Below are 25,886 nucleotides of genomic sequence, written 5' to 3' on the forward strand. Positions count from 1 at the left end.
ATGACCGCCGGGATGAGCACATGGGACACCAGGCCCTTCCAGATCACCCCGTGCGCGCCGACGGCGGCGATCGTCGCGCCGACGATGCCGCCGATCAGCGCGTGCGACGAGCTCGAGGGGATGCCGAGGAGCCAGGTGAGCAGGTTCCAGACGATGCCGCCAACGAGGCCGGCGAACACCAGATCCAGCGTCACAATGTGCCCGTCAATCAGGCCTTTGGCGATGGTGGCCGCCACCGCGGTGGACATGAACGCGCCCACCAGGTTGAGCACCGCCGACAACGCGACAGCGGCCTTGGGCGCCAGCGCGCCGCTGGCGATGGACGTTGCCATCGCGTTGCCGGTGTCGTGGAAGCCGTTGGTGAAATCGAAAGCGAGTGCCGTGATTACGACAATGATTAGGAGGAACAAATCGATGTTCACAGCGCCTGATTCTCGTAGTCGGGGGATTAAATTGTCGAATGGAGAGACGGCCGAAACGCAGGTGTACCTTGACTTGTCGTCTGATGTTAGCTGTCAGTTAACCCGATGTTGCCCTCAGTCGCCGCGGGTGTCGCGGCGCAGCGGGTGATCCCCTGGGACCTCGACGAAAATCAGCGTGATCCCGTCGGGATCGGTCACGTGCATCTCGCGCAGGCCCCACGGTTCGCGGCGCGCATCGCGGGCGATCGGAACGCCCCGGCCCCGCAGCTCGGCCTGAGTCGCCGCGACGTCGCGGACCTGGAGCCACAGCGCACCGGGGAAGGGTCCGCGGGAATGGTCCGGCGAGCCGTAGCCGGCCAGCTCCAGCAGGGACTGCCCCGCGAAAAACACCGTCCCCGCGCCATATTCGCGGGCTATCGCCAGGCCGATCTCGTCGCGGTAGAAGCTCAACGACCGCTGATAGTCCGCCGGCCGGAGCAGCATCCGGCTGGCCAGGATCTCCATAGCGTCGTGTCTATCACGTGCACCGGCTTCGGAGGGTCTGGACGCCGGGGCCGACGAGGTCGTCGCAGGCGGCGGCCCGGCCCGTCGCGGCGAGCAACAGCGACAGCAGGGGGCCCTCGACGGGTTCTCCCTCCCCGTGTCGCCAGTCGTGATCGGTGGCGGACAGTGCCAGCCCGGCGATGCGGTTCTTGGAGCCGAGCAGCATGTTGGAGCCCTTGTAGAAGTCGATCGCCTGGCGGACGGCGTCGGGAGGGTAGGTGTGCGGGATGCCCAGCGGACGACGCACGTCCTCCCCATGCACCACCACCTCGCCCAGCCAGGAGGTTTTGGGGCCCGGCGGCGCGGAGGTGGAATTCTGCAGTCCCCGGAATTCCGCCAGGGTGGCGCCCGGGTCGGCGCCGCGGTGCTTGGCGATCTGACCGTTGGCGAACTTGTCGAAGTTGAACCCGGCCTTGGCCATGTTGAGGAAGAACGTGGCCGGGTTCAGCGAGGCCGTGGCCGACAGGTGCGCGACGATGTCGCGAACCGTCCAGCCCGGGCACAGCGACGGTGTATCCCATTGCGCCGGCGTCAGGTCGGCGAGGTCGCCGGCGAGCGCGCCGCGTTCGGCGGCGACGGTGGCCCAGAGATCAGACACAGCAACCTCCTTCAGGGTTGAGCCGGTTTCAGGTATCCGCCTTCTGGTTGGGCTGGATGGTCTGGCGCTGCATGAGCATGTTGACCCAGCGGGGCCCGAAGGTGTCCAGCGCCTTGGCGGCAATCGCCATCCGCGGTGCGATCCGCACCGGCCGGGTGCGGGCGGCGGTGACCATCCACTCGGCGGCCTCCTGTGACGTCAGCGCGGGCATCCCGTCGTAGGCCTTCGTCGGCGCGATCATCGGCGTGGCCACCAGCGGGTAATACAGCGTCGTCGAATGCACACCCCTGCGGCCCCACTCGGTTTCGACGACCCGGCTCACCGTCGACAGCGCGGCCTTGGAGGCGTTGTAGACCGAAAACAGCGGCGACGCCTCCGACAAGACGCCCCACGTCGAGACGTTGATGATGTGACCGTCGCCGCGCTCGAGCATCGCGGGCGCGAGCCCGCGGATCAGCCGCAGCGGCGCGTAGTAGTTGAGCACCATGGTCCGCTCCACATCGTGCCAGCGCTCCAGCGACTCGGCCAGCGGCCGCCGGATGGACCGGCCGGCGTTGTTGATCAGGATATCGACGCCGCCGAGGCGCTTTTCGACGTCGGCGACCAAAGCGTCGACCGCGTCCATGTCCGAGACGTCGCAGGGGATCGGTACGGCTCGGCCGCCGGCCTTCGTGATGCGGTCCGCCAGCGTGTCGAGCAGGTCCTCGCGGCGGGCGACCACGACCACCGTCGCGCCGGCGCCGGCCAACTGTTCGGCCCCGGCCTCGCCGATGCCCGACGATGCCCCGGTCAGCAGGATCCGCTTGCCGTCGAGGTCGACCGGCTTGATCGCGGGCCGGTTGACCAGTATCTGCGGCGACATGGGCGGTCGCATGGTCGCCAGCACGATCTGGTCTTTGAACCTGCTAAGTGGACTCTTGCTCACGTGGGGAGTCTAGGCGGCGGCTCGACCTCAGAAGTAGCGCGGGAACGGGCTCCAGTCCGGCGGCCTCTTCTCCAGGAAAGCGTCGCGGCCTTCCACGGCCTCGTCGGTCATGTACGCCAGCCGGGTGGCCTCGCCGGCGAAGAGCTGCTGGCCCACCAGCCCGTCGTCGAGCAGGTTGAACGCGAACTTCAGCATCCGTTGCGCCTGAGGGGATTTCGCGTTGATCGCCGCCGCCCACTCGATGCCGACTCGTTCCAGGTCGGCGTGGTCCACGACCTCGTTGACCGCGCCCATGTGGTGCATCTGCTCGGCGGTGTAGCTGCGGCCCAGGAAAAAGATCTCGCGGGCGAACTTCTGGCCCACCTGACGAGCCAGATACGCGCTGCCGTAACCGCCGTCGAAGCTGCCGACGTCGGCGTCGGTCTGCTTGAAGAGCGCGTGTTCGCGGCTGGCCAGGGTGAGGTCGCAGACGACGTGCAGGCTGTGCCCACCCCCGGCGGCCCACCCGTTGACCAGGCAGATGACCACCTTGGGCATGAAGCGGATCAGCCGCTGCACCTCGAGGATGTGCAACCGGCCGGCGCGGGCGACATCAACGGTGTCGGCGGTCTCCCCACTCGCGTATTGATAGCCGGACCGGCCGCGGATGCGCTGATCGCCGCCGGAGCAAAACGCCCAGCCGCCATCCTTCGGCGACGGGCCGTTGCCGGTCAGCAGCACCACGCCCACGTCGGGCGACATCCGGGCGTGGTCGAGCGCGGTGTACAGCTCGTCGACGGTGTGCGGCCGGAACGCGTTGCGCACCTCGGGACGGTTGAACGCCACCCGCACCGTGGCGCCGGCGACATGGCGGTGGTAGGTGATGTCGGTCAGGTCGCCGAATCCGTCGACCGGACGCCAGGCCTGCGCATCAAATGGGTTGTCACTCAAGGCTGTTGAACTCCGTCCTTGCTGATGGTGAGGTCGCCGCAGCTGATCGTCTGCGCCGAGACCACCGCGGGGTCCTGCGCGGAAGTGGCGGTCACGGTGTCGGACTGTCCGATGGTAGCCAGCGTGCCGTTGATGTCGATCTCGGTGCGGCGCACCGTCCACTGGCCATCATTGTTCAACGCCCGCAGCCCGACCAAGTGCCGGCCGGCCGATGGTGGGCCGAGGTCGCCGCAGCCGATTCCGGTGCCGTTGTCGCGCAAATTTTGAAGGTCGAACAGGAACGGCGCGCCCTGGTTGTCGGCGGCGGTCTGCAGCCGGCAGTCGGCGAACACGTACAGGTGCGCGCCGCGCCCGTCGCTGACGATGATCTGGTGCTGCCCATCTTGTTGAGCGTCGATTGCCAAGGCGCTCAATGGGAGTGGGCTCGCCGACGACACCTGTACGTCGGAGTTTGCGCCGCTCGCCGTCGTGACGCCGGCGATTCGGTCGGTGCGGCCGCTGCCGTCGCGAATCTGCCCGATCCACAACGTGTCCGGCTGGCCGTCCCAGTCGAGATCACCGACCTTGCGCATGCCCGCGCCGGCCGGGGGAGGGGCGCCGCCGGGGGCGCAGCCCGTCGCCGCGAACGAGCGCCCCGCGGGGACGCTCACACATGCCGTGAGCAACAGGCATACCAGCAGCACGCGCCGCATCGCGACTACACCGGGTCCAGACGGAAGACCGCGCAGCGGCCGGCCAGGGCTTCGAACTCCTCGGGGCGGCCGTCGGTGATCAGTCCCGCCCGCTTCATGAATCCGACGCCGGTGGGCACCTGTGTCGGGTAGTCGCGGAGAATCGGCCTCGAATCCGCCGGCGACAGCTCCACCATCCGCATTGTCTGGGTGCGGCGGCCGCGGGCCAACGTCACCTGGCCGGCGGCGCGCACGTTGGCCACCCAATCCGCGCCCGGGAATCCGGCGACGACGTACCGGCTGCCGTCGACGATCATCGGGGTCACCGGCGTCGACCGCTCACGACCGGATTTGCGTCCCCGCAGCGTCAGCACGGCCGGGCTCTCGCCGCCGAAACGCATTCCCAGCCGCGACATCTGGATGAAGATCTTGTTGGCCGGTGTCAGCCACCACGGTGGCCTGATCCGATCACTGGCGCCCACGCGTGCCAGAGTAGTCATGGCCCGCTGGCGAGCCGACGGCGTCCAGCCGCGCGATCGCATCCGCGCTCAGCGAGACGTCGGCCGCGCCGATGTTCTCCTCGAGGTGCGCGATCGCTCGTGTGCCGGGAATCAGCAACGTGTTCGGCGCGTGGGCCAACAGCCACGCCAGTCCGACTTGGGCTGGCGTGCAGCCGATTTGGCGGGCGACCTCGACCACCACCGCGTCGTCGGCGACCTTGGGGAAACCCGGGAGGGACGACCCCAACGGGGAAGAACGGCACCCAGGCGATGCCCTCGGCCACGCACAGGTCGAGCGTGGCTTCCTGCGAGCGGTCAAGCACGCTGTAGGCATTCTGCACGCAGACGATGCCCGCGGGCAGGGCCCGTCGGACCACGTCGAGAGGCACGCTGCTCACGCCGATCGCGCCGATCTTGCCCTCGTCGCGCAGCGCGATCATCTCGGCGAGCTGGTCGTGGAGGTCGACGATCTGGTCGCCCTCGGCGGTCACGCCGGGCCCAAGGTCCATGCGCCGCAGATTGACCACCGGGACGCGCTCGAGACCCAGCTGCGACAGATCGTCCTCGACCGCGGCGCGCAGCTCGGCGGGCTTTTGCGCCGGGGTCAACGGTATGGGATGTTCGCCGGTGTATCGAGCACCGACCTTGCTGGCGATGACGAGGTCGTCTGGATAGGGGGCCAGCGCCGCGCGGATCCGGCGGTTCACCTCACCCGGGCCATAAAACGACGCGGTGTCGATGTGGTTGACGCCGAGTTCGACGGCGCGGCGCAGCACCGCGGCCGCGTCCTCCGGGGATGCCTCGAACAGTTGCATCGCGCCGTAGCCGACGCGGGCAACGGTCGAGGTGCCGATGTTGCCGGCACCGCCGGGCTGCGGCTTGTCCCTCATGGTGTTCCCCTCGTGCCAGACTGGAAGAAATGCGGAGGATCCTCCGCTTGTGCCGAGCCTAGCAGAAACGGAGGGACCTCCGCTTTGGTCGAACCAACCCGGTCCGACGCGCGCCGCAACCGCGAAAGGCTGCTCCGCGCGGCGACCGCGGCGTTCACCACCTCGGACGGGGGACCCGTGTCGCTCGAGTCGATCGCGCGGGACGCCGGCGTCGGGATCGGCACGCTCTACCGCCATTTCCCGACCCGGGAGGCCCTCGTCGAGGCGATCTACCGTGCCGAGCTCGCGGAAATGGCCGCGGCGGCCGAACAGCTGCTCAAGCGGCATCCGCCCAGCACTGCCCTGCGACGCTGGATGGACCGCTACGCGAGCTTCGTGGCCGCCAAGCGGGGGATGGCGGAGTCGCTACACGCGATCTTCGACTCCGGCGCCATGGAGCCCAGCCAGACTCGCGACAGCATCGTCGGCGCCGTCGACCTGCTGCTGCGGGCCGGCGCCGGCTCCGGGAGCCTGCGCGCCGACGTGCAGGCCGACGATGTGGTGTCCAGCCTGATCGGCATCTTTCTGGCCAGCGGTTCGCCGGAGCAGAGGGGCCGCATGCTGGACCTGCTGGCGGCCGGCGTGGCCAGCTAATTCGCCGAGCCAGCTAATTCGCCGAGCAGACGCAAAAGCCCCCAATGTTGCGGCGTGTCGGGGACTTGTGTGTCTGCTCACGGTAAAGCCCCTAGCCCACGGCGCGGCCGGCGCCCTCCCAGAACTGCGCCCGGACGGACTTCTTGTCCGGCTTGCCCAACCCGGTCAATGGCAGCGCGTCGACGACCACCACCCGCTTGGGTGATTGCACCGAGCCCTTGCGGTCCTTGACCGCGGCCTGGACCTCGGCGGTCATGGTCTCGATCGCGGCGTCGTCGCGCGGCGCGTCGGCGCGCAGCACGACCACCGCGGTGACGGCCTCGCCCCACTTCTCGTCGGGCGTGCCAACCACGCACACCTGCGCGACCGCCGGATGCTCGGCGATTACGTCCTCGACCTCGCGGGGGAACACGTTGAAGCCGCCGGTGACGATCATGTCTTTGACCCGGTCGACGATGAAGTAGAAGCCGTCCTCGTCCTCGCGGGCCATGTCGCCGGTGTGCAGCCAGCCGTCTTTGAAAGTTCGCGACGTCTCGTCAGGTAAATTCCAGTAGCCGCCGGCCAAAAGCGGTCCACTGACACAGATCTCGCCCGGTTCGCCCTGCGGCACCGGCTTGCCGTCGGTACCCAGCAGCGCGACTCGGGCGAACAGCGTCGGACGCCCGCACGAGGTCAGCCGCTTCTCGTCGTGATCGGCCTTGGCCAGATAGGTGATCACCATCGGGGCCTCGGACTGCCCGTAGTACTGGGCGAAGATCGGGCCGAACCGCCCGATCGCCTCGGCCAGGCGCACCGGGTTGATCGCCGAGGCGCCGTAGTAGACGGTCTCCAGCGACGACAGGTCGCGGGTGTGCGAATCGGGGTGGTCCATCAGCGCGTAGAGCATCGACGGCACCAGCATGGTCGCCGTAATCCTTTGCTCTTCAATGACTTTCAGTACCTCGGCCGGGTCGAACTTGCTCAGCACCACCATCTCGCCGCCCTTGACCACCGTGGGGGTGAAGAACGCCGCCCCGGCGTGCGAGAGCGGCGTGCACATCAAGAACCGCGGGTGCTCGGGCCACTCCCACTCGGCGAGCTGGATCGACGTCATGCTGGCGATGTTTCCGGTCGTCCCGATCACGCCCTTGGGCTTGCCGGTCGTCCCGCCCGTGTAGGTCAGGCCGCCGATGTTGTCCGGCGGCAGGTCGGCGACCACCAGCGGCTTGGGCTCGTACTTCGCCGCCTCGGCCGACAAATCCGTGGCCACACCCCTGAGCGCGTCTGGCACCGGGCCGATGGTCAGGATCTGGTTGAGCGGCGGCACCTTTTCCAGGAGCCCCTGGGCGCGCTCGACGAACATCGGGTTGGGGTCGATGATCAGGGAGCTGACCCCGGCGTCGGAGAGCACGTAGGCGTGATCGTCGAGCGAGCCCAGCGGGTGCAGAGCGGTGCGCCGGTAGCCCTGGGTCTGACTGGCGCCCAGGATCATCAGCACCTCGGGGCGGTTCAGCGACAGCAGCCCGACGGTGACACCGGTGCCGGCGCCCAGCGCCTCGAATGCCTGCGTGTACTGGCTGATCCGCTCGGCCAACTGACCACCGGTCAGCGTGGTGTCGCCAAGAAACAGCACCGGCCGGTTCTTGTGGCGCTTGAGCGCCCCCACCAACAGGTGGCCGTTATGGGTCGGGTTGCGCAGCAGCTCGTCACTCATGTGGCAAGACTAGAACGTGTTGCAATTCGGGTCGGCCGCGCCCTTGGCCACCGCGTCAATCACTAGGATTTCTGCCCATGGCCGTTGCAGATGTCGTCATCACCGGGACCGTGCTGACCGTCGACGACGCGCGACCCACGGCCCAGGCGCTCGCGATCGCCGACGGCCGGATCGTCGCCGTCGGAGCCCGCTCCGACGTCGCCGACCTCATTGGCGCCAACACCCGAACCGTCGACGTCGGCGACGGCTGCGTCATGCCGGGATTCGTTGAGGCGCACGGCCATCCGCTGATGGAGGCCATCGCACTGTCGGACCGGATCGTCGACATACGACCGGTCACCATGCGCGACGCGGACGACGTCGTCGCGGCGGTCGGCCGCGAGGTCAACGCGCGTGGGTCGGCCGGCGCCTACCTCAACGGCTGGGATCCGTTGCTGCAGACCGGACTTCCCGAGCCCACCCTGGCCTGGCTCGACGAGATCGCGCCCGACGGGCCCCTGGTGATCCTCCACAACTCCGGGCACAAGGCCTATTTCAACTCGCACGCCGCCCGGCGCGCCGGCCTGACCGCGGACACCCCAGACCCCAAGGGCGCCAAGTTCGGCCGCGATCCGCGCGGCGAACTCGACGGCACCGCCGAGGAAACCGGCGCGGTGTTTTCGCTGCTGGCCGGCGCCATCCGGCCCGGCGATTACCCGGCGATGCTGCGCGCCGAGTGCGTCCGGCTCAACCGCGCGGGGCTGACCACCTGCTCGGAAATGGCCTTCGACCCGGCGTTTCGGCCGCTCGTCGAGCAATTCCGCAACGAGCTGACGGTCCGGCTGCGCACGTACGAGATCTCCAACCCGCGGATGCACACCGACGCCACCCCCGGCGAGGGCGACGACATGCTGCGCCAGGTCGGCATCAAGATCTGGGTGGACGGCTCGCCCTGGATCGGCAACATCGCCCTGTCCTTCCCGTACCTGGACACCGCCGCCACCCGCACCATCGGGGTGCCGCCCGGCTCCTGCGGGCACGCCAACTACACCCGCGAGCAGCTCAGCGAGATCGTCGGCGCCTACTTCCCGCTGGGCTGGCCGATGGCCTGCCACGTGCAGGGCGACGCCGGCGTGGACATAATTCTCGACGTCTACCAAGAGGCCCTGCAGCGCTGGCCTCGCGACGATCACCGGCTGCGGCTCGAGCACGTCGGCGCCATCCGGCCCGAGCAACTCCAAAGGGCCGCGGACCTCGGCGTCACCTGCAGCATCTTCGTCGACCAGATCCACTACTGGGGGGACATCATCGTCGACGGCCTGTTCGGACCCGAGCGCGGATCCCGTTGGATGCCAGCGGGTTCCGCGGTGGCCACCGGCATGCGGATCTCGTTGCACAACGATCCGCCGGTCACGCCCGAGGAGCCGCTGCGCAACATCAGCGTGGCCGTGACCCGCACGGCACCCAGCGGCCGGGTGCTGGCGCCCGAGGAGCGGTTGACCGTCGAGCAGGCGATCCGCGCGCAGACCATCGACGCCGCCTGGCAGCTGTTCGCCGACGACGTGATCGGCTCCCTGGAGGTCGGTAAGTACGCGGACATGGTGGTGCTGTCCGCCGACCCCCGAACCGTGCCGCCCGAGCGGATCGCCGACCTCGAGGTGCGCGCGACGTTTCTGGCGGGCCGCCAGGTCTACGGCCCGTGATGCCGGCCGTCGGGGACCTGCTGGACCGCCTGCATGTGGTGGCGCTGCCGATGCGGGTGCGTTTCCGCGGCATCACCACCCGCGAGCTCGCGCTGATCGAGGGCCCGGCCGGCTGGGGTGAGTTCGGCGCCTTCGTCGAATACGGCCCGCGCGAGGCCGCGCACTGGCTGGCGTCGGCCATCGAGGGCGCCTACCGGCGGCCGCCGCCGGTGCGGCGCGACCGCATCCCGATCAACGCCACCGTGCCGGCCGTTCCCGCCGCCCAGGTCAGCGAGGTGCTGTCCCGGTTTCCCGGGGCGCGCACGGCCAAGGTGAAGGTCGCCGAGCCCGGGCAGACGCTCGCCGACGACGTCGACCGGGTCAACGCGGCGCGCGAACTGGTCGGAACCGTGCGGGTGGACGCCAACGGCGGCTGGAGCGTCGAGCAGGCGGTGCGGGCGGCGGCCGCGCTGACGGCCGACGGCCCGCTGGAGTACCTCGAGCAGCCGTGCGCGACGGTCGGCGAACTCGCCGCGCTGCGCGCGCGGGTCGACGTGCCGATCGCGGCCGACGAAAGCATCCGCAAGGCCGACGACCCGCTCGCCGTGGTCCGCGCCGGGGCCGCCGACATCGCGGTGCTGAAAGTTGCGCCGCTGGGCGGGGTTTCGGCCCTACTTGCCATCGCCGCCCAGATCGACATCCCGGTCGTCGTCTCCAGCGCGCTCGATTCGGCGGTGGGCATCGCCGCTGGGCTGACCGCCGCGGCGGCCCTCCCGCAACTCCGCCATGCCTGCGGGCTGGGCACCGGCGGGCTGTTCTTAGAGGACGTGGCCGACGTCGCCGCCCCCGTCGACGGCAACCTGGCGGTCGGGCCGGTGGCGCCCGATCCGGCGCGGTTGCGGGCGCTGGCCGTGCCGCCCGAGCGGCGGCGGTGGTGGATCGACCGGGTCAGGGCCTGCCACTCGCTGCTTGTACCGTCGTCCGGGTGATCAATCTGGCTTACGACGATCGCGGATCCGGTGAGCCCGTCGTCTTCATCGCCGGCCGTGGAGGCGCCGGACGCACTTGGCACCCGCATCAGGTACCGGCGTTTTTGGCGGCCGGGTACCGCTGCATCACCTTCGACAACCGCGGGATCGGCGATACGGAGAACGCCGAGGGATTCACGACGCAAACCATGGTCGCCGACACCGCCGCGCTGATCGAATCGCTGGGCGCCGCACCGGCACGGATCGTCGGGGTGTCCATGGGCTCGTTCATCGCGCAGGAACTCATGGTGACGCGGCCCGAGCTGGTCAGCTCGGCGGTGCTGATGGCCACCCGCGGCCGCCTGGACCGCGCCCGCCAGTTCTTCCACGACGCGGAGGTGGAGCTGTACGCCTCCGGAGTCCAGCTGCCGCCCGCGCTCGACGCGAGAAACCGTCTGTTGGAAAGCTTTTCGCGCAAGACGCTCAACGATGACGCGGCCGTCGGCGACTGGATCGCGATGTTTACCACCTGGCCGGTCAAGCAGACCCCGGGGCTGCGGACCCAGATGTACGTCTCTCCGCAGACCAACCGGTTGCCCGCTTACCGCAGCATCGCCGCGCCGGTGCTGGTGATGGGCTTCGCCGACGACATCGTGACGCCCGCCTACCTGGGGCGAGAGGTCGCGGATGCGATGCCCAACGGCCGGTACCTGCAGATACCCGACACCGGGCATCTCGGGTTCCTGGAGCGGCCGCAGGTCGTCAACGACGCGGCGCTGCAGTTTTTTGACGCCCAACGTCGACTCGTTGGGTGAAAAACGGCGTTCTGGCTTAACAACTCCACGTTCGGCGCGCGGTCAGCCGGTTGTGACACGCTGTAGTGGTGAACCCCTCGACGACACAGGCCGGCGTCGTCGTTGACGAGCTGATCCGCGGCGGCGTCCGCGACGTGGTGTTGTGCCCCGGGTCGCGCAACGCGCCACTGGCATTCGCGCTGCAGGACGCCGACCGGTCCGGCCGCATCCGGTTGCATGTCCGCATCGACGAGCGCACCGCCGGTTATCTGGCCATCGGGCTGGCGATCACCGCGGGCGCGCCGGTGTGTATCGCGATGACATCGGGCACCGCCGTGGCAAACCTGGGTCCGGCGGTGGTCGAGGCCAACTACGCGCGGGTGCCGCTGATCGTGCTGTCGGCCAATCGGCCCTACGAATTGCTGGGCACCGGGGCCAACCAGACCATGGAGCAGCTGGGCTACTTCGGCACCCAGGTCCGCGCCACCATCAGCCTGGGCCTGGCCGAGGACGCGCCCGAGCGGATGGATTCGCTCAACGCCACCTGGCGATCGGCCACGTGCCGAGTCTTGGCGGCCGCCACGGGATCTCGCACCGCCAATGCCGGCCCCGTGCAGTTCGACATCCCGCTGCGCGAACCGTTGGTGCCCGATGGCGAACCCCACGGCGCCCTGGTCCCGCAGGGCCGGCCCGGCGGTAAGCCGTGGACCTACACGCCACCCGTCACGTTCGACCAACCGCTGGAAATCGACCTGTCGCCCGACACGGTCGTGATCGCCGGACACGGCGCGGGCCCGCAGCCCAACCTGGAGCAGCTGCCCACGGTCGCCGAGCCGACGGCACCGGCCCCGGCCAACCCCTTACATCCCCTGACGCTGCCGCTGCTGCGCCCGAAGCAGGTGATCATGCTGGGGCGCCCGACGCTGCACCGGCCGGTGTCGGCGCTGCTGGCCGACCCGCAGGTGCCGGTGTACGCGCTGACCACCGGGCCCCGCTGGCCGGACGTCTCGGGCAACTCGCAGGCCACCGGCACGCGGGCGGTCACCACCGGCACACCTCACCCCGCGTGGCTGCACCGCTGCGCGGAGCTGAACCGGCACGCGAACGAGGCCGTGCGCGGCCAGCTCAAGGCGCACCCGCTGACCACCGGGCTGCACGTCGCCGCGGTCGTGGCCGACGCGCTGCGCCCGGGCGACCAGCTGGTGCTCGGCGCGTCCAACCCGGTGCGCGACGCGGCGCTGGTGGGTTTGGACACCCATGGCATCAAGGTGCGGTCCAACCGCGGGGTCGCCGGCATCGACGGCACCGTGTCCACCGCGATCGGGGCGGCCCTGGCGCACGAGGGGCGCACCGTGGCACTGATCGGTGACCTGACGTTCGTGCACGACAGCTCCGGCCTCTTGATCGGCCCCACCGAGCCGACACCGCAACGGCTGACCATCGTGGTGTCCAACGACAACGGCGGTGGCATCTTCGAGCTCCTCGAGCAGGGCGACCCGAGGTTCTCCGACGTGTCATCGCGAATCTTCGGCACCCCGCACGACGTCGACGTCGGCGCGCTGTGCCGCGCCTATCACGTCGAGAGCCGGCAGATCGAGGTCGACGAGCTGGCCGCGGCCCTCGACGAACCGGCAGCGGGCGTGCGGGTGCTGGAGGTCAAGGCGGACCGCTCTTCGCTGCGACAGCTGCACGCCGCCATCAAGGCGGCCCTGTGAGGAATCCAAAAGCGTTGCTGCACATACTTATTCATGGACGCGGCGACGAACCGCCGAAGACACGGGCCTGGATTGCGTTGCGCTGGTCGCGGATTGGGGTGTTGATCCTGGCCGGTTTGGTGACGCTGCAGTCGCTGCTCCTGGTGGCCGGCGCGTGGCGCGACGACCTTGCGATTCAACACCATATGGGGGTGGCGCAGGCGGAGGTGCTCAGCGCCGGGCCGCGGCGCTCCACCATCGAATTCGTCACGCCCGAGCGCGTCACCTACCGGCCCGAGCTCGGTGTGCTGTATCCGTCCGAATTGGTGACGGGCATGCGGATCTACGTCGAATACAACAAGAACGACCCGAATCTGGTTCGGGTGCAGCACCGCACCGCCGGGCTGGCGATCATCCCTGCGGGATCCATCGCGGTGGTGGCCTGGCTGGTTGCGGCGGTCGCCCTGACCGGTCTGGCCCTGCTGGACAGGTGGCTGGACCGCCGCGCCGAGGCGTCCGACCAGCAGATTTCGCGCGACGTATTCCCGTAGGCAACCTTATCGACAGCCGATGCTGCGATCGTGGTGTCGTGCGCGTAGCAATCGTCGCCGAGTCCTTCCTCCCCAATGTCAACGGTGTCAGCAACTCGGTGCTGCGTGTCCTGGAGCACCTGCGTCGCACCGGTCACGAAGCCCTCGTCATCGCACCCGACAACCCGGCGGGTCAACCGCGGGCGGACCGAATTCACGACGGCATCCGGGTACATCGGGTGCCGTCGCGAATGTTCCCCAAGGTGACGACGTTGCCGCTCGGGGTTCCGATGCCCCGAATGGTGAGCGTGCTACGGGGATTCGATCCCGACGTCGTGCACCTGGCGTCGCCGGCGCTGCTCGGCTACGGCGGCGTGAAGGCCGCACGCTGGCTCGGGGTGCCGACGGTCGCGGTGTACCAGACCGACGTCCCCGGTTTCGCGGCGAGCTACGGCATTCCGATGACGACACGTGCGGCGTGGGCGTGGTTCCGCCACCTGCACAGCCTGGCCGACCGCACGCTGGCACCGTCCAGCGTGACGATGGAATCGCTTGTCGCTCATAGATTCCCGCGAGTGCATCGGTGGGCGCGCGGGGTCGACGTGCTACGGTTTGCGCCGTCGGCGCGTGACGAGGCCCTCAGGCGGCGGTGGTCGCCGGCCGGCAAGCCGATCGTCGGATTCGTGGGCCGGCTCGCGCCGGAGAAGCACGTCGAGCGGCTGATCGCGCTGAACGCCAACGATTCCGTGCAGATCGTCATCGTCGGCGACGGTGTCGATCAAGCCAAACTGCAATTAGCGATGCCCACAGCGGTTTTCACCGGTGCGCTCTATGGCGAGGAGCTCGCCGCCGCGTACGCCAGCATGGACGTCTTCGTGCATCCCGGTGAGCACGAGACGTTTTGCCAAGTCGTCCAAGAAGCGCTGGCGTCGGGGCTGCCGGTGATCGCCCCCGACGCCGGCGGACCGCGCGACCTGGTCGCCCCGTACCGCACCGGGCTGCTGTTGGGAGTCAACGAGTTCGAGGCGCGGCTGCCCGCCTCCGTCGCGCACCTCCTCGCCGAACGGCACCGCTACGCGCCGGCCGCTCGGCGCAGCGTGCTCGGCCGCAGCTGGCCGGTCATCTGCGACGAGCTGCTCGGCCACTACGAGGCGGTGCTGTCGCCCTTCGCCCGGCGGCGGATGTTCGCGAAGCGGTATGCGCAGGGGGAGTGAGGTTTTGCGGTTACCCCTGCGCCAGCTCCGCGACCGGCTTCCACTGCTCCCAATTGTGTAGCCGGCTCTCGGAGTCAGCCTTTGCCAGCTGCAGCGGCAATTCGCCGAAAAAGACCCGCAGTGGCGGGTTTTCGGCGTCGACCACTGTATCGGCAACAGCGCGTCGCCGTACCTGTCGACCAGGTCATCCAGCGTCGCGGTGTCGCGCGCCGTCCCGGCGACCTTGTCGCCGCGCTCCAACGCCGCGATCGCCCAGTCGCGGCCGAACCCTCGTGATGTACCGGTGATAAACCAAACTATTTCGCGCACGGAGGCGTACAACGCGTTCGTCGGCGTCCCATTCCCGGCGTACCGGTAGCGTCGACGTCGTGAGTCGCGCGGCGCTGGACAAGAACCCCCGGGACGTCGCGTCGATGTTCGACGGCGTCGCCCGCCGCTACGACGTGACCAACACCGTGCTGTCGCTGGGTCAGGACCGGTACTGGCGGCGAGCCACCCGCTCGGCGCTGGAGCTCGGTCCGGGTCAGCGGGTGCTGGACCTGGCCGCGGGTACCGCGGTGTCGACCGCGGAGCTGAGGAAATCCGGGGCATGGTGTGTGGCCGCAGATTTTTCGGTCGGGATGCTCGCGGCGGGTGCGGGTCGTAAGGTGCCAAAGGTCGCCGGCGACGCAACCAAGCTGCCGTTCGGCGACGGGGTGTTCGACGCGGTCACCATCAGCTTCGGGTTGCGCAATGTGGCCGACCAGCAGGCGGGGCTGCGCGAGATGTTCCGCGTCACCCGGCCGGGCGGCCGGCTGGTGGTGTGCGAATTCGCCACGCCCACCAACGCGCTGTTTGCCACCGTCTACAAGGAATATCTGATGCGGGCGCTGCCCCGGGTGGCGCGGGCGGTGTCCTCCAACCCCGACGCCTACGTGTACCTCGCCGAGTCGATCAGGGCCTGGCCCGACCAGCCCACGCTGGCCCACCGGATTTCAGCGGCGGGGTGGTCGGCGGTGCGCTGGCGCAACCTGACCGGCGGCATCGTCGCGTTGCACGCCGGATACAAACCGGCCTAGTTAGTGTCCCGCCCGCTGGATGAAGCCGACCTGGTCGGGGCAGTAGTGGTCGATCGAGGCGCCGAGGAACTGGAACGCCTGGCCCTCGGTGGTGCCCCTGGGCAGGTTGTGCTGGAGGAAGTTGGCCGACTTGTAGGGGTCGCCGTCCACGCCCCTGCCGATTCGGTCACAGCTGATCTTCGCCAGCCACGCGAGCTGGTCCTGCGGGCCGTAAACGCCGAAGCCGTTGACGGTCTGCTTGAACGTGTAGTCGTAGTCGTCGGCCTGCGCGGGCGCCGCCAGTGCGACAGCGGCGCCCGCCATAGCGATGAGAGAAGCCAGCTTCGAAGCCTTCATTAGCCGGACTATACGCCTGGCTCGTTTTAGGAGCCCAGGTGCGCGGATAACAGCCAGGCGCCGACCGACTTGCGGCCGTCGGGCTCGTCGCGTACCTCGACGAACGGCAGGCCGAGACCGCCCTCGGGCAGGTTGGCGTAGATGCGCGCCGGCCTGATCTCGTCGACCACCCAGTACTTGGACACCACTTCGCGCAATTCATCGGCCGTGACGGCGTTGATCGGTCCCTCCGGCACCGCGCCCTTGTCGAAGACCAGGGCGAAGTAGGAGGCGCCGGGCGCGGCGGCGCGGCTGATCGACTGCTGGTAGCCCTCGCGTGCCTCGACCGGGATGGAGTGGAACAACGTGGAGTCGACGATCGTGCCGAACCGGCCGTCAAAACCGGTGAAGTCGCTGATGTCGGCCACCTGGAACGTGACGTTGGTCAGGCCCCGCTTCCCGGCCTCGCGCCGGGCCAGGTCGATCGCGGTGGGCGAGAGGTCCAGTCCCACCGTGGCGTATCCCCGCTCGGCCAGGGCCAGCGAGATCGCGGCTTCTCCGCAGCCCACGTCGAGGACGTCGCCGTGGAACTCGCCCTGCTCGATCAGGGCGGCCAGCTCCGGCTGTGGGGCGCCAATGCTCCATGGCGGCCGCGCGCCCTCACCGAATTGGGCGGATTCACCGCGGTAGGCGTTTTCGAATTGGAAATCTACTGGTTGAGTCATGTCCCTAGATATATCAACCAGCCTGATATATGTCAACGACCTTGATATCGCGAGCAGACGCAAAGGTACCCATTCCATGGCGGATTTGGGAGCTCTTGCGTCTGCTGGCGCAGGCTCAGCTGAACGGTGTTCGGCGATCGACCAGCCGCGACAATCGCCCGCCACCCCGCCAGGCCCGCGCCACCCAGTCGGCGTCGTCGTCGGTGACCAGGTTGGCCATCACCCGCACGGCGATGGCCATCAGCGTCGTCGAGCGCATCGCGATCGGCCCGGTTGTGGGCAGGAACCGCTGGAAGGTCAGCAACAACGCCAGCCTTCGTGCGACCGAAAAGCCGCGGGCGTAGTGATCGGCCAGCAGCGACGGCCACACCCGCGACAGGTCGCAGCAGTCCAGCAGCTCGGCGGCCAGCCGCCCCGTCTCCAGGCCGTAGTCGATGCCTTCGCCGTTCAGCGGGTTAACGCAGGCCGCGGCGTCGCCGATCAGCATCCAGTTCGGCCCGGCCACCCCGGAGACCGCGCCGCCCATCGGAAGCAGCGCCGACGACACCGCCCGCGGCTCGCCGGTAAAGCCCCACTCGTCGCGGCGCAGGTCGGTGTAGTACGAGATCAGCGGGCGCAGCGACAGATCGGCCGGCCGCTTCGACGTCGACAACGCTCCAACGCCGATGTTCACCTCGCCGTTGCCCAGCGGGAAGATCCAGCCATAGCCGGGCAACACGGCGCCGTCGGGGGAGCGCAGTTCCAGGTGTGACGTCAGCCAGGGGTCGTCGGCCCGCGGGGTGGTCAGATACCCGCGCGCGGCCACGCCGTACACCGTCTCCTGGTGCCACCGCCGGCCCAGCTTGCGGCCCAACGACGAGCGCGCCCCGTCGGCGACGATCAACCGGCGGCACCCCACCTCGGTGCCGTCGGCCAACCTCAGCGATACCACCCGTCTGGACGAGTCATGGTGCGCGGCAACGGCTTTGGTTCCCAGCAGCATCCGCGCCCCGGAATCCTCGGCGCACTTGCGGATCCGGTCGTCCAGCTCGAGGCGGGCCACCGCGCCGCCGGTCGAGGGGAACGACGGGCCCGGCCAGTCGACCTCCACCTCGCCGCCGAATCCGCTCATCCGCAGTCCGCGGTGCCGGATGCGGGTGTCGAGCCAGTCGCCCAGACCCATGCGTTCCAGCTCGGCGACGGCGCGCGGGGTCAGCCCGTCGCCGCACGCCTTGTCGCGGGGAAAGCTGGCGGAATCGATGACCAGCACGTCGGTGCCCGCGCGGGCGGCCCACGCGGCCGCGGCCGAACCGGCAGGTCCGGCTCCCACGACCACCAGGTCGGCTCCGATAGCTCTCGTCTCCATGCTCACCAGTATGTTTGGTCCGTGAGGACTCCGGCGACGGTGGTGGCGGGCATTGACTTCGGGGATGCCGCGTTCGCCGAGACCGTGCGGGACGGTGTCGGGCGGATCGAGCAGCTCATGGACACCGAGCTGCGCAGCGCGGACGCGGTGATGACCGACTCGCTGACGTACCTATTCAAGGCCGGCGGCAAGCGGTTCCGGCCGCTGTTCACCGTGTTGTCCGCGCAGATCGGGCCCAACCCGGCCGCCGGGGAGGTGACGATCGCCGGCGCCGTCATCGAACTCGTGCACCTGGCCACGCTCTACCACGACGACGTGATGGATGAGGCGGAGGTGCGCCGCGGCACGCCCACCGCGAATGTGCGCTGGGGCAACAACGTCGCGATCCTGGCCGGCGACTATCTGTTCGCGACCGCGTCGAGGCTGGTGTCGCGGCTGGGGCCCGAAGCGGTGCGGCTCATCGCCGAGACGTTTGCCCAGCTGGTCACCGGGCAGATGCGCGAGACCCGCGGCGCCGCGCAAGGGTCGGATCCGGTCGAGCACTACCTGAAGGTGGTGTACGAGAAGACGGCGTGCCTGATCTCCGCGGCGGGCCAATTCGGCGCGATGTTCTCCGGCGCCGACGCCGACCAGGTGGAGCGGCTGAGCCGCCTGGGCGGCATCGTGGGCACCGCGTTCCAGATCTCCGACGACATCATCGACATCGACAGCGACTCCCACGAGTCCGGCAAGCTGCCCGGGACCGATGTCCGCGAAGGGGTGCACACCCTGCCGATGGTGTATGCGCTGCGAGAGCCGGGGCCCGAGGCGGCGCGGCTGCGCGAGCTGCTGTCCGGGCCCGTCGAGGACGACGCGGCCGTCAACGAGGCTGTGGCGCTGTTGCGGGCGTCACCCGGCATGGCCAAGGCCAAGCATTTTCTGGTGCAGCATGCGGCGCAGGCACGCCAGGAGCTGGAACTTTTGCCCGACGTCCCGGGCCGGCGCGCGCTCGAGACGCTGATCGACTACACGGTGAGCCGGCACGGCTAGTGGCCGTCGCGCGGGTCGCGGAACCCGGAAGGTCATCCCGGGCGTTCAGTTAGCAATTGTTGATGCTCGAAGGAGGACATTGATGACCTGGCATCCGCACGCGAACAGGTTGAAGACCTTCGCCCTGTTGGTCGGCATGTCCGCGTTGATCGTGTTTGTCGGCTCGCTGTTCGGCAGGACGGCGATGTTGATCGCGGTGCTGTTCGCCATCGGCATGAACGTCTACACGTACTACAACAGCGACAAGCTGGCGCTGCGGGCCATGCACGCGCAGCCGGTTTCCGAGCTGCAGGCGCCGGTGATGTATAGGATCGTGCGCGAGCTCGCCACGTGCGCCCACCAGCCGATGCCGAGGCTCTACATCAGCGACACCAACACGCCCAACGCGTTCGCGACCGGCCGCAACCCGCGCAATGCGGCGGTGTGCTGCACCACCGGCATCCTGGGTCTCCTCAACGAGCGCGAGCTGCGCGCCGTGCTGGGGCACGAGCTTTCGCACGTCTACAACCGCGACATCCTGATCTCCTGCGTCGCCGGGGCGATGGCGTCGGTGATCACCGCGCTGGCCAACATGGCCATGTGGGCCGGCATGTTCGGCGGCAACCGCGACGGCGACAATCCCTTTGCGCTGCTGCTGGTTTCGTTGCTGGGCCCGATCGCCGCCACCGTGGTCCGGCTGGCGGTGTCCCGGTCGCGCGAGTACCAGGCCGACGAGTCGGGCGCCGTGCTGACCGGGGATCCGCTGGCTTTGGCGTCGGCGCTGCGCAAGATCTCGGGAGGAATCCAGGCGGCGCCGCTGCCGCCCGAGCCGCAGCTGGCCAGCCAGGCGCACCTGATGATCGCCAACCCGTTCCGGGCGGGCGAGCGGATCGGATCGATGTTCTCGACGCACCCTCCGATCGAGGACCGTATCCGCCGCCTGGAGGAGATGGCGCGGGGTTAGAAGGCGGCTCACCTGTTCGCGGGCGTAACGTCACTGCCAAATATCGCGCTCGAAATCGCAGCCCCGTTACGCCCGCGGCAGCCGCCAATCAAGCAGCGGCCTCGGGCCTTTCGCGTTCGGCTAGATCGCTTGCCAGCCGACGGGCGAGGTGACCCGTCTCGAGCATCCCCCGGATCTCGACCGTGCCGCCGGTGGCCTCGAACTGGCGCTGCCAGTCGCTAATCGCTTGCTGCGCCGCGTGATCGAGGTAATTGACCGAAAGGTCCACCGTCACGGCCTTCCCGGCGGGGATGGACGCCAGCACGCGCGTCAGCCGGGGCAGGGCAAGGAAGGTGCACGCCGGCCCCTCGATCACCACCCGCCAGTGGTCTCCGACGGGCTTGGCTTCGACCCTGGCCCAGATCACCCGCCATCCGGTCAGTGCGATCGCCAGGGCGAGTCCGATCATCACGCCGTGCAGCAGGTTGAGGAAGACGACGCTGACCGCGGTCACCACGTAGACGGCGAGATCCCCCTGCTTCATTGCCGTTTCGATGTGCGCCGGCTTCAGCAACTGAATGCCGATGACCATCAGCAGGCCGGCCAGCGCCGCGGTCGGGATTTCTTCGACCAGCTCCGCGAATGGAACCGTGAACAGCAGGATCCACACACCATGCATGATCGAGGAGGTTCGGGATTTTGCGCCCGCGTTGACATTGGTTGAGCTGCGGACGATTACACCGGTGATCGGCAGCCCGCCGATGGCCCCCGACACCACGTTTGCCGTGCCCTGCCCGATCAATTCGCGGTTGAAGTCAGTGCGTGGGCCGTTCTGCATCCTGTCCACCGAAACCGCCGACAGCAGGCTTTCGACGCTGGCGATGAGCGTGACGGTAATCACCCCGATTGCCACCGCACCCCAGTTGCCGTGCGGGACATCGGGCAGCCGCAGCGCATTCAGCGGTGACTCGTCGATCTCGATCCGCCGCACGTGGAACGGGAAGACCAGCGAGATAACCGTCACAGCAACGATGGCTACCAGTGGGCCCGGAATGAAGCGCAAGCGAGCCGGAACCCAGCGCCAGGCGATCAAAATGACGATCACCAGCGCGCCCAACAGCACTCCGGGCCGATGCGCGCCGATGATTTGACCCGGCAGGCCGATGAGGTTGTGCCAGGCCGTGCTTTTGGATTTTCCGCCCAGCAATACGTGCGCTTGTTGCAACGCGATCGTGATCCCGATGCCGGCCAGCATGGCATGCACGACGACCGGTGAGATCGCCAGCGCCGCTCGCGCGACACGGCTCAGTCCCAACAGAACTTGTAGCACGCCCGCGGCGGCAGTGATCAAACACGTCACGCCCCAACCGAAATCGGAGATAAGATCGGCGACCACGACCGTTAAACCGGCCGCGGGACCGCTGACCTGCAGCGGTGATCCGCCGATGGCTCCGGCGATGATTCCCCCCACGATCGCGGCGGTCAGCCCGGCCAGCACCGGCGCGTTCGACGCGATGGCGATTCCCAGGGACAACGGAAGTGCGACCAGGAATACCACGAGCGACGAGGGCAAGTCGTGCCGGACAACGGATCGTATCCGGTCCAGTCCTAATCCCTTGCGGCCCTGGTCAACCCCTTGATCGTCGAGCTGTTCGATGTCTTGCATCGGTCGCTTCCCTCGTTAGGTGTTAGCGGGGAAAGTCCGAGCCCCGTATTACGCTTGGCTACGTCGGCGTAGCTCGTTGGCGCACAGGCGATTACAACTACGCCAATCGGCCGTCAGGGCCTGGCCGCCTTGTTCGACGTTATTGGGGTGGCAAAGTGCGGTCAAGCCGACCGCGCGGGCGCATATCGAATGCAAATAATTTCGTTACGAGTTGTTTGGTTGACTATTCAGAAGCCCGAGCCGTGCACCTCGTGCCCGGGAACCTCGGCGGCCAGGCCCCGATAGGCCTCCTCCACGGTCGAGCCGTGGTTGATCACCGCGTCGACCTCGCGGGCTATCGGCATGTTCAGGCCGAACTCGTTGGCGAACTCCATGATCACGCTGGCGGCCTTGACGCCCTCGGCGACCTGGTTCATCGAGGCGATGATCTCGTCGATCGGCTTCCCGGCGCCCAATTGCTCACCCACGTGGCGGTTGCGGCTGCGCTGGCTGGTGCAGGTGACGATGAGGTCGCCCAGGCCGGCCAGGCCGGGAAACGTGTCGGGACTGCCGCCCACGGCCACGCCTAGTTTCGTCATCTCGCGCAGCGCGCGGGCGATCACCAGTGCGCGGGTGTTTTCGCCGAGGCCCGCCGAGTAGCCCATCCCGACGGCGATGGCGTAGACGTTCTTCAGCGCCCCGGCCATCTCCACCCCGATGACGTCGTCGGTGGTGTACACGCGGAAGCGCCGGGTGCGGAACAACCCGGACAGCCGGGTCGCCAGGTGCTGGTCGGGCATGGCCAGCACCGCCGCGGCCGCGTAGCCCTCGCCGACCTCGCGCGCGATGTTCGGCCCCGCCAGGATGCCCGCCGGGTGACCGGGCAGCAGCTCCTCGATGATCTGCGACATCCGCATGTTGGTGTCCTGCTCGAGCCCCTTGACCAAGGACACGACCGGCACCCATGGCCTCAGTTCCCTGGCCAGTTCGGTGAGTACACCGCGGAAGCCGTGCGAGGGCACGCCCATGACCACGACGTCGGCGCTGTTGGCGGCTTCCGCGAAGTCGGTGGTGGCGCGAAGCGTGTCGCTCAGGACGACGTCGTTGCCGAGATACCGGGTGTTGCGGTGATCCTCGTTGATGTCCTTGGCGGTCTCCTCGGAGCGCACCCACTGCAACGTCGGCCCGCGCCGCGCGCAGATCGACGCCACTGTGGTTCCCCAGGAACCGCCACCGAGGACAACGACACAGGGTTCGCGCTTCTCAGCTGCCATGTCGATCAGCGTATTGCCGACATCGGAGATTTAGAAGGAGTTCACCCGACGAGCGGTGCCCGGTCGGCCACCCGGCCGAACACCATCGACTCCTCGATGCGGTCGAACCGGTAGTCGATGGCATCGGCCAGGTAGTTCTGCCGCACATTCCACGGCCGCCTGGTGCCCGACTTGGGCAGCGCGTGGCCCGACCGCTTCACATAGTTGGCCTGAATGTCCCACGACGGCTTGACGTCCATCGGTTCGTTACCCCGGTGCGGGTAAGCATACGTGTAGCCGTGGGAAGCCATGTGTGCCAGGAGTTTTGCCGTTGCCCGCGCGGTGATGTCGGCCCGCAGCGTCCAAGACGCTTTTGTGTAACCCACACACCAGAACAGGTTGGGCACGTCTTCGAGCATGTGCGCCTTGTAGACGAAGCGGTCGCGGTGATCGATCTCTTCGCCGTCCATGCTGATGGTGGCCCCGCCCAGCGCCTGCAACTGCAGGCCGGTCGCGGTGACGATGATGTCGGCGTCGAGGTGTTCGCCGGATTCGAGCGCGATGCCGGTGGCGTCGAAGTGGTCGATGTGGTCGGTGACAACTGCGGCGCTGCCGTCGCTGACAGCGTTGTAGAAGTCGGCGTCGGGGATCAGGCACATCCGCTGGTCCCACGGGTTGTACCGCGGCCTGAAGTGGATGTCGACGTCATAGCCGTCGGGCAGGTTCTTGATCGCCACCTGCCGCAGCATCCACCGCACGAGACCCGGTGCCTTGCTGGACAGGTAAACGAACACCGCCTCGGTCAGTGCGGTGTACATCCGGATCACCAGGTGAGCGGCCCTGCGGGGCAGCAGTTTACGAGCCACGGCGGCGACCTTGCCGTATTTGGACGCCGAGACCAGATACGTCGGCGAGCGCTGCAGCATGGTCACTGTTCCGGCGCGTTCGGCCAGCGATGGGATCAGCGTGACGGCGGTGGCGCCGCTGCCGATGACGACGATCTTCTTGGCGGTGGAGTCCAGGTCGTCGGGCCAGCGCTGCGGATGCACGACGGTGCCGTCGAACCGCTCGATGCCGGGGAACTCGGGGGTGTAGCCGTCGTCGTAGTTGTAGTAGCCGCTGGCGAAGAACACGAACCGGCCGCGCAATGTCTTGCTGGCGCCGCCTTGTTCGACGGTGACCGTCCAGGTGTCGGTGGACGAATCCCAATCCGCCGCGCGGACATGGCTGTTGAACTCGATGTGGCGGTCGATGCCGTACTTGCGTGCGGTGGCGGTGAGGTATTCGCGGATGTGGTCGCCGTCGGCCACGCCCTCCCTGCGGGTCCACGGCTCGAACGGAAACGACAGCGTGAACATGCTGCTGTCGGACCGAACGCCGGGGTAGCGGAACAGATCCCAGGTGCCGCCGATCTGCGCGCGCCGCTCCAGGATGGTGTATGTCGCGCCGGGATTGCGTTCGGTGATCCGATAGGCCGCGTCGATGCCGGAGATGCCCGCGCCGATGATGATGACGTCGAAGCGGTCGTCCTGTTGCGGAGTCGCCGTCATCCTGAACTTCGCTTCGAAAACGAACGCCGCGAGCGTAACACCACGGCGAAAAACGGCGCGGAATTTCGCCGTGGCGTTACGCTCGCGGAGCCGACGGGGGCGTGCATAGCTACCGATAGTTGACGAACTGCAGCGCCACGTCCAGGTCGGCATTCCTCAGGAGCCCTTGGACGGCCTGCAGGTCGTCGCGCTTCTTGCTGCTGACACGGACCTCGTCGCCCTGGATTTGGGTCTTGACGTTCTTGGGCCCCTCGTCGCGGATGAGCTTGGTGATCTTCTTGGCGTTCTCGCTGTCGATGCCCTGCTTGAGGGCGCCGGCGACCTTGTAGGTCTTGCCGGAGGCCTGCGGTTCGCCGGCGTCGAAGGCCTTCATCGAGATGTCGCGGCGGATCAGCTTCTCCTTGAAGACGTCGACGGCGGCCTTGACGCGCTCCTCGGTGGACGACGTCAGCTCGATGGCCTCGTCGCCCTTCCACGCGATTTTGGTATCGGTGCCGCGGAAGTCGAAGCGGGTGGCCAGCTCCTTGGCGGCCTGGTTGAGCGCGTTGTCGACCTCTTGCCGATCGACCTTGCTGACGATGTCGAACGATGAGTCGGCCATTCGATCCGTCCCTTTCGTCTGGTTAGCCGTTTGTGCCTTGTCTACCCGCTCGTTGTACCCTGTCTGGCGGCAGGTTGCCCGAGCGGCCAATGGGAGCGGACTGTAAATCCGTCGGCTTATGCCTACACTGGTTCGAATCCAGTACCTGCCACCAAGGTCAGAGGCTGTTTTGGTCTCTGGCTTCGCTTTTGAGTGCGCCCGAGTTGTCACGTTTTGTCACAACTCGGGCGAAACTTGCTGCACACGGGCACGCCAGGACGCTGGAAATCATCCGTGTCAACGGTGTCGTGCGTAACGGGACTCGATCGGTTATCCGGTCAGCTGGCAAGTGGTGGCGCCGATGGACGCCCCTACTTATTTGCAGCCGCCAGGCTTGCCTGGCGGCGGTTCTCAGGAACGTCGCGACTGACCCACGACGCTGTTGAAGCTCTGCGCGGCAAGCGTCAGCGCCTCGGGCTGTGAGTGCACATAGGTGGCCATCGTGAAGGCCTTCGAAGCGTGCCCGAGCCAAGCGGAAATCATTGCGATCGGCACATCTTGCAAGTGCATCAGCGTCCCGCAGGTGTGCCGGGCGTCGCGCAACCGAATGTGACGGACCCCGGCGGCCTTGAGCATCCGCGCCCACCGTGATGTAAGCGCGTGCGGACTCAGCGCCGCACTCATCCACGACAACGTATCCGCTCGCTTCGTACTCCTCGCCGAGCGCCAAGCGGTCGGCAGCCTGGATAGCCCGGGCGGCCCGCAATGCAGCGGCTAGGTGGTCAGGTATGGGGAGGG

General features: G+C 68.1%; 27 protein-coding genes, 1 tRNA gene and 2 pseudogenes. 11 read left to right on the forward strand and 19 right to left on the reverse strand.

The genetic code is table 11. The features are described from left to right. The 8 genes and pseudogenes from JWP83_RS09530 to JWP83_RS09565 form a co-directional block, all read right to left on the reverse strand. A partial coding sequence (locus JWP83_RS09530) for an inorganic phosphate transporter (protein WP_297729228.1) occupies positions 1 to 422 on the reverse strand: 422 nt, incomplete at its 3' end. Positions 423 to 536: 114 nt separating this feature from the next. Next, the gene (locus JWP83_RS09535; protein WP_297729233.1) at positions 537 to 926 is read right to left on the reverse strand and encodes a VOC family protein; all 390 of its coding nucleotides are present in this window, start codon (positions 924 to 926) and stop codon (positions 537 to 539) included. A gap of 13 nt (positions 927 to 939) precedes the next feature. Next, complete coding sequence (locus tag JWP83_RS09540; protein WP_297729236.1) at positions 940 to 1,563, reverse strand: maleylpyruvate isomerase family mycothiol-dependent enzyme; 624 nt, start codon at positions 1,561 to 1,563, stop codon at positions 940 to 942. A 28-nt stretch (positions 1,564 to 1,591) separates the two neighbouring features. Next, positions 1,592 to 2,488: an SDR family oxidoreductase gene (locus JWP83_RS09545; protein ID WP_297729240.1), complete on the reverse strand. Its 897-nt coding sequence runs from the start codon at positions 2,486 to 2,488 to the stop codon at positions 1,592 to 1,594. Positions 2,489 to 2,515: 27 nt separating this feature from the next. Continuing rightward, complete coding sequence (locus tag JWP83_RS09550) at positions 2,516 to 3,418, reverse strand: 1,4-dihydroxy-2-naphthoyl-CoA synthase (RefSeq protein WP_297729243.1); 903 nt, start codon at positions 3,416 to 3,418, stop codon at positions 2,516 to 2,518. Further along, the gene (locus tag JWP83_RS09555) at positions 3,415 to 4,110 is read right to left on the reverse strand and encodes a hypothetical protein (protein WP_297729246.1); all 696 of its coding nucleotides are present in this window, start codon (positions 4,108 to 4,110) and stop codon (positions 3,415 to 3,417) included. Before JWP83_RS09555 ends, JWP83_RS09550 begins: the two co-directional genes overlap by 4 nt. A 5-nt stretch (positions 4,111 to 4,115) precedes the next feature. Beyond that, on the reverse strand, positions 4,116 to 4,571 hold the full coding sequence (locus tag JWP83_RS09560) for a nitroreductase family deazaflavin-dependent oxidoreductase (protein ID WP_297729249.1): 456 nt from the start codon (positions 4,569 to 4,571) through the stop codon (positions 4,116 to 4,118). After that, positions 4,558 to 5,479: pseudogene (locus tag JWP83_RS09565) on the reverse strand (aldo/keto reductase). The gene JWP83_RS09560 and the pseudogene JWP83_RS09565 overlap by 14 nt, the downstream one beginning before the upstream one ends. Before the next feature lie 84 nt (positions 5,480 to 5,563). Here JWP83_RS09565 and JWP83_RS09570 point away from each other — a divergent pair. After that, positions 5,564 to 6,112 carry a TetR/AcrR family transcriptional regulator gene (locus JWP83_RS09570; protein ID WP_297729252.1) on the forward strand — a complete coding sequence of 183 codons (549 nt, stop codon included), beginning with the start codon at positions 5,564 to 5,566 and terminating at the stop codon, positions 6,110 to 6,112. Between the two features lie 91 nt (positions 6,113 to 6,203). On the opposite strand, the gene fadD8 is transcribed toward JWP83_RS09570, so the two are convergent. Beyond that, positions 6,204 to 7,805, reverse strand: a complete 1,602-nt coding sequence (gene fadD8, locus JWP83_RS09575) for a fatty-acid--CoA ligase FadD8 (RefSeq protein ID WP_297729255.1) — start codon at positions 7,803 to 7,805, stop codon at positions 6,204 to 6,206. 77 nt (positions 7,806 to 7,882) lie between these two features. Here fadD8 and JWP83_RS09580 point away from each other — a divergent pair, with 77 nt between their 5' ends. The 6 genes from JWP83_RS09580 to JWP83_RS09605 all read left to right on the forward strand — a co-directional run bounded on the left by JWP83_RS09580 (position 7,883) and on the right by JWP83_RS09605 (position 14,666). Beyond that, the gene (locus tag JWP83_RS09580; RefSeq protein ID WP_297729258.1) at positions 7,883 to 9,487 is read left to right on the forward strand and encodes an amidohydrolase; all 1,605 of its coding nucleotides are present in this window, start codon (positions 7,883 to 7,885) and stop codon (positions 9,485 to 9,487) included. Continuing rightward, positions 9,487 to 10,455 carry an o-succinylbenzoate synthase gene (locus JWP83_RS09585; protein WP_297729261.1) on the forward strand — a complete coding sequence of 323 codons (969 nt, stop codon included), beginning with the start codon at positions 9,487 to 9,489 and terminating at the stop codon, positions 10,453 to 10,455. The genes JWP83_RS09580 and JWP83_RS09585 overlap by 1 nt, the downstream gene beginning before the upstream one ends. Further along, positions 10,452 to 11,249, forward strand: coding sequence for an alpha/beta hydrolase (locus JWP83_RS09590; protein WP_297729264.1), 798 nt, complete (start codon positions 10,452 to 10,454; stop codon positions 11,247 to 11,249). The genes JWP83_RS09585 and JWP83_RS09590 overlap by 4 nt, the downstream gene beginning before the upstream one ends. 68 nt (positions 11,250 to 11,317) lie before the next feature. Beyond that, positions 11,318 to 12,943, forward strand: coding sequence for a 2-succinyl-5-enolpyruvyl-6-hydroxy-3-cyclohexene-1-carboxylic-acid synthase (gene menD / locus JWP83_RS09595; RefSeq protein WP_297729268.1), 1,626 nt, complete (start codon positions 11,318 to 11,320; stop codon positions 12,941 to 12,943). Further along, positions 12,940 to 13,473 carry a DUF3592 domain-containing protein gene (locus JWP83_RS09600; protein WP_297729271.1) on the forward strand — a complete coding sequence of 178 codons (534 nt, stop codon included), beginning with the start codon at positions 12,940 to 12,942 and terminating at the stop codon, positions 13,471 to 13,473. Before menD ends, JWP83_RS09600 begins: the two co-directional genes overlap by 4 nt. Positions 13,474 to 13,511: 38 nt before the next feature. Next, positions 13,512 to 14,666, forward strand: coding sequence for a glycosyltransferase family 1 protein (locus JWP83_RS09605; RefSeq protein ID WP_297729274.1), 1,155 nt, complete (start codon positions 13,512 to 13,514; stop codon positions 14,664 to 14,666). Between the two features lie 10 nt (positions 14,667 to 14,676). On the opposite strand, the gene JWP83_RS31215 is transcribed toward JWP83_RS09605, so the two are convergent. Together JWP83_RS31215 and JWP83_RS31220 are read right to left on the reverse strand one after the other, a co-directional pair. Next, positions 14,677 to 14,811: a short-chain dehydrogenase gene (locus JWP83_RS31215; RefSeq protein ID WP_367185611.1), complete on the reverse strand. Its 135-nt coding sequence runs from the start codon at positions 14,809 to 14,811 to the stop codon at positions 14,677 to 14,679. Then, positions 14,811 to 14,975 (reverse strand): annotated as a pseudogene (locus tag JWP83_RS31220) (short-chain dehydrogenase/reductase); the annotation flags it as partial. The pseudogene JWP83_RS31220 and the gene JWP83_RS31215, both read right to left, overlap by 1 nt. A 59-nt stretch (positions 14,976 to 15,034) precedes the next feature. Between JWP83_RS31220 and JWP83_RS09615 the strand changes: the two are divergent. After that, positions 15,035 to 15,724 (forward strand): demethylmenaquinone methyltransferase, encoded by a 690-nt coding sequence (locus tag JWP83_RS09615; RefSeq protein WP_297729277.1) that lies wholly within the window; start codon positions 15,035 to 15,037, stop codon positions 15,722 to 15,724. Here the strand turns inward: JWP83_RS09615 and JWP83_RS09620 are convergent, their stop codons facing one another. From JWP83_RS09620 to menJ, 3 genes are all read right to left on the reverse strand, one after another. Then, on the reverse strand, positions 15,725 to 16,060 hold the full coding sequence (locus JWP83_RS09620; protein WP_297729280.1) for a DUF732 domain-containing protein: 336 nt from the start codon (positions 16,058 to 16,060) through the stop codon (positions 15,725 to 15,727). 26 nt (positions 16,061 to 16,086) lie between these two features. Next, positions 16,087 to 16,764 (reverse strand): class I SAM-dependent methyltransferase, encoded by a 678-nt coding sequence (locus JWP83_RS09625; protein ID WP_297729283.1) that lies wholly within the window; start codon positions 16,762 to 16,764, stop codon positions 16,087 to 16,089. A gap of 115 nt (positions 16,765 to 16,879) precedes the next feature. Next, a complete protein-coding gene (gene menJ / locus JWP83_RS09630) occupies positions 16,880 to 18,109 on the reverse strand; it encodes a menaquinone reductase (protein WP_297729286.1) in 1,230 nt (409 codons plus the stop codon). A 21-nt stretch (positions 18,110 to 18,130) separates the two neighbouring features. Here menJ and grcC1 point away from each other — a divergent pair, with 21 nt between their 5' ends. Both grcC1 and htpX read left to right on the forward strand, forming a co-directional pair. Further along, positions 18,131 to 19,138: a nonaprenyl/(2E,6E)-farnesyl/geranylgeranyl diphosphat synthase gene (gene grcC1, locus JWP83_RS09635; protein ID WP_297729289.1), complete on the forward strand. Its 1,008-nt coding sequence runs from the start codon at positions 18,131 to 18,133 to the stop codon at positions 19,136 to 19,138. Positions 19,139 to 19,220: 82 nt separating this feature from the next. Then, positions 19,221 to 20,081: a zinc metalloprotease HtpX gene (gene htpX, locus JWP83_RS09640; RefSeq protein ID WP_297729292.1), complete on the forward strand. Its 861-nt coding sequence runs from the start codon at positions 19,221 to 19,223 to the stop codon at positions 20,079 to 20,081. Between the two features lie 88 nt (positions 20,082 to 20,169). On the opposite strand, the gene JWP83_RS09645 is transcribed toward htpX, so the two are convergent. The 4 genes from JWP83_RS09645 to JWP83_RS09660 all read right to left on the reverse strand — a co-directional run bounded on the left by JWP83_RS09645 (position 20,170) and on the right by JWP83_RS09660 (position 25,109). Then, a complete protein-coding gene (locus JWP83_RS09645; RefSeq protein WP_297729295.1) occupies positions 20,170 to 21,726 on the reverse strand; it encodes a SulP family inorganic anion transporter in 1,557 nt (518 codons plus the stop codon). A 227-nt stretch (positions 21,727 to 21,953) separates the two neighbouring features. Continuing rightward, positions 21,954 to 22,979: an NAD(P)H-dependent glycerol-3-phosphate dehydrogenase gene (locus JWP83_RS09650; protein WP_297729297.1), complete on the reverse strand. Its 1,026-nt coding sequence runs from the start codon at positions 22,977 to 22,979 to the stop codon at positions 21,954 to 21,956. Positions 22,980 to 23,020: 41 nt separating this feature from the next. Further along, positions 23,021 to 24,508 carry an NAD(P)/FAD-dependent oxidoreductase gene (locus tag JWP83_RS09655; protein WP_297729300.1) on the reverse strand — a complete coding sequence of 496 codons (1,488 nt, stop codon included), beginning with the start codon at positions 24,506 to 24,508 and terminating at the stop codon, positions 23,021 to 23,023. A 109-nt stretch (positions 24,509 to 24,617) separates the two neighbouring features. Beyond that, positions 24,618 to 25,109, reverse strand: a complete 492-nt coding sequence (locus JWP83_RS09660) for a YajQ family cyclic di-GMP-binding protein (RefSeq protein ID WP_297729304.1) — start codon at positions 25,107 to 25,109, stop codon at positions 24,618 to 24,620. 68 nt (positions 25,110 to 25,177) lie between these two features. Here JWP83_RS09660 and JWP83_RS09665 point away from each other — a divergent pair. Continuing rightward, positions 25,178 to 25,263: transfer RNA gene (locus JWP83_RS09665), tRNA-Tyr, on the forward strand. Positions 25,264 to 25,499: 236 nt separating this feature from the next. Here the strand turns inward: JWP83_RS09665 and JWP83_RS09670 are convergent. Continuing rightward, positions 25,500 to 25,772, reverse strand: coding sequence for a tyrosine-type recombinase/integrase (locus tag JWP83_RS09670; protein ID WP_297729307.1), 273 nt, complete (start codon positions 25,770 to 25,772; stop codon positions 25,500 to 25,502). Positions 25,773 to 25,886 lie beyond the last annotated feature (114 nt).

It is taken from the genome of Mycobacterium sp., from assembly GCF_025965855.1.
In the GTDB taxonomy this organism is placed as follows: Bacteria; Actinomycetota; Actinomycetes; order Mycobacteriales; family Mycobacteriaceae; genus Mycobacterium.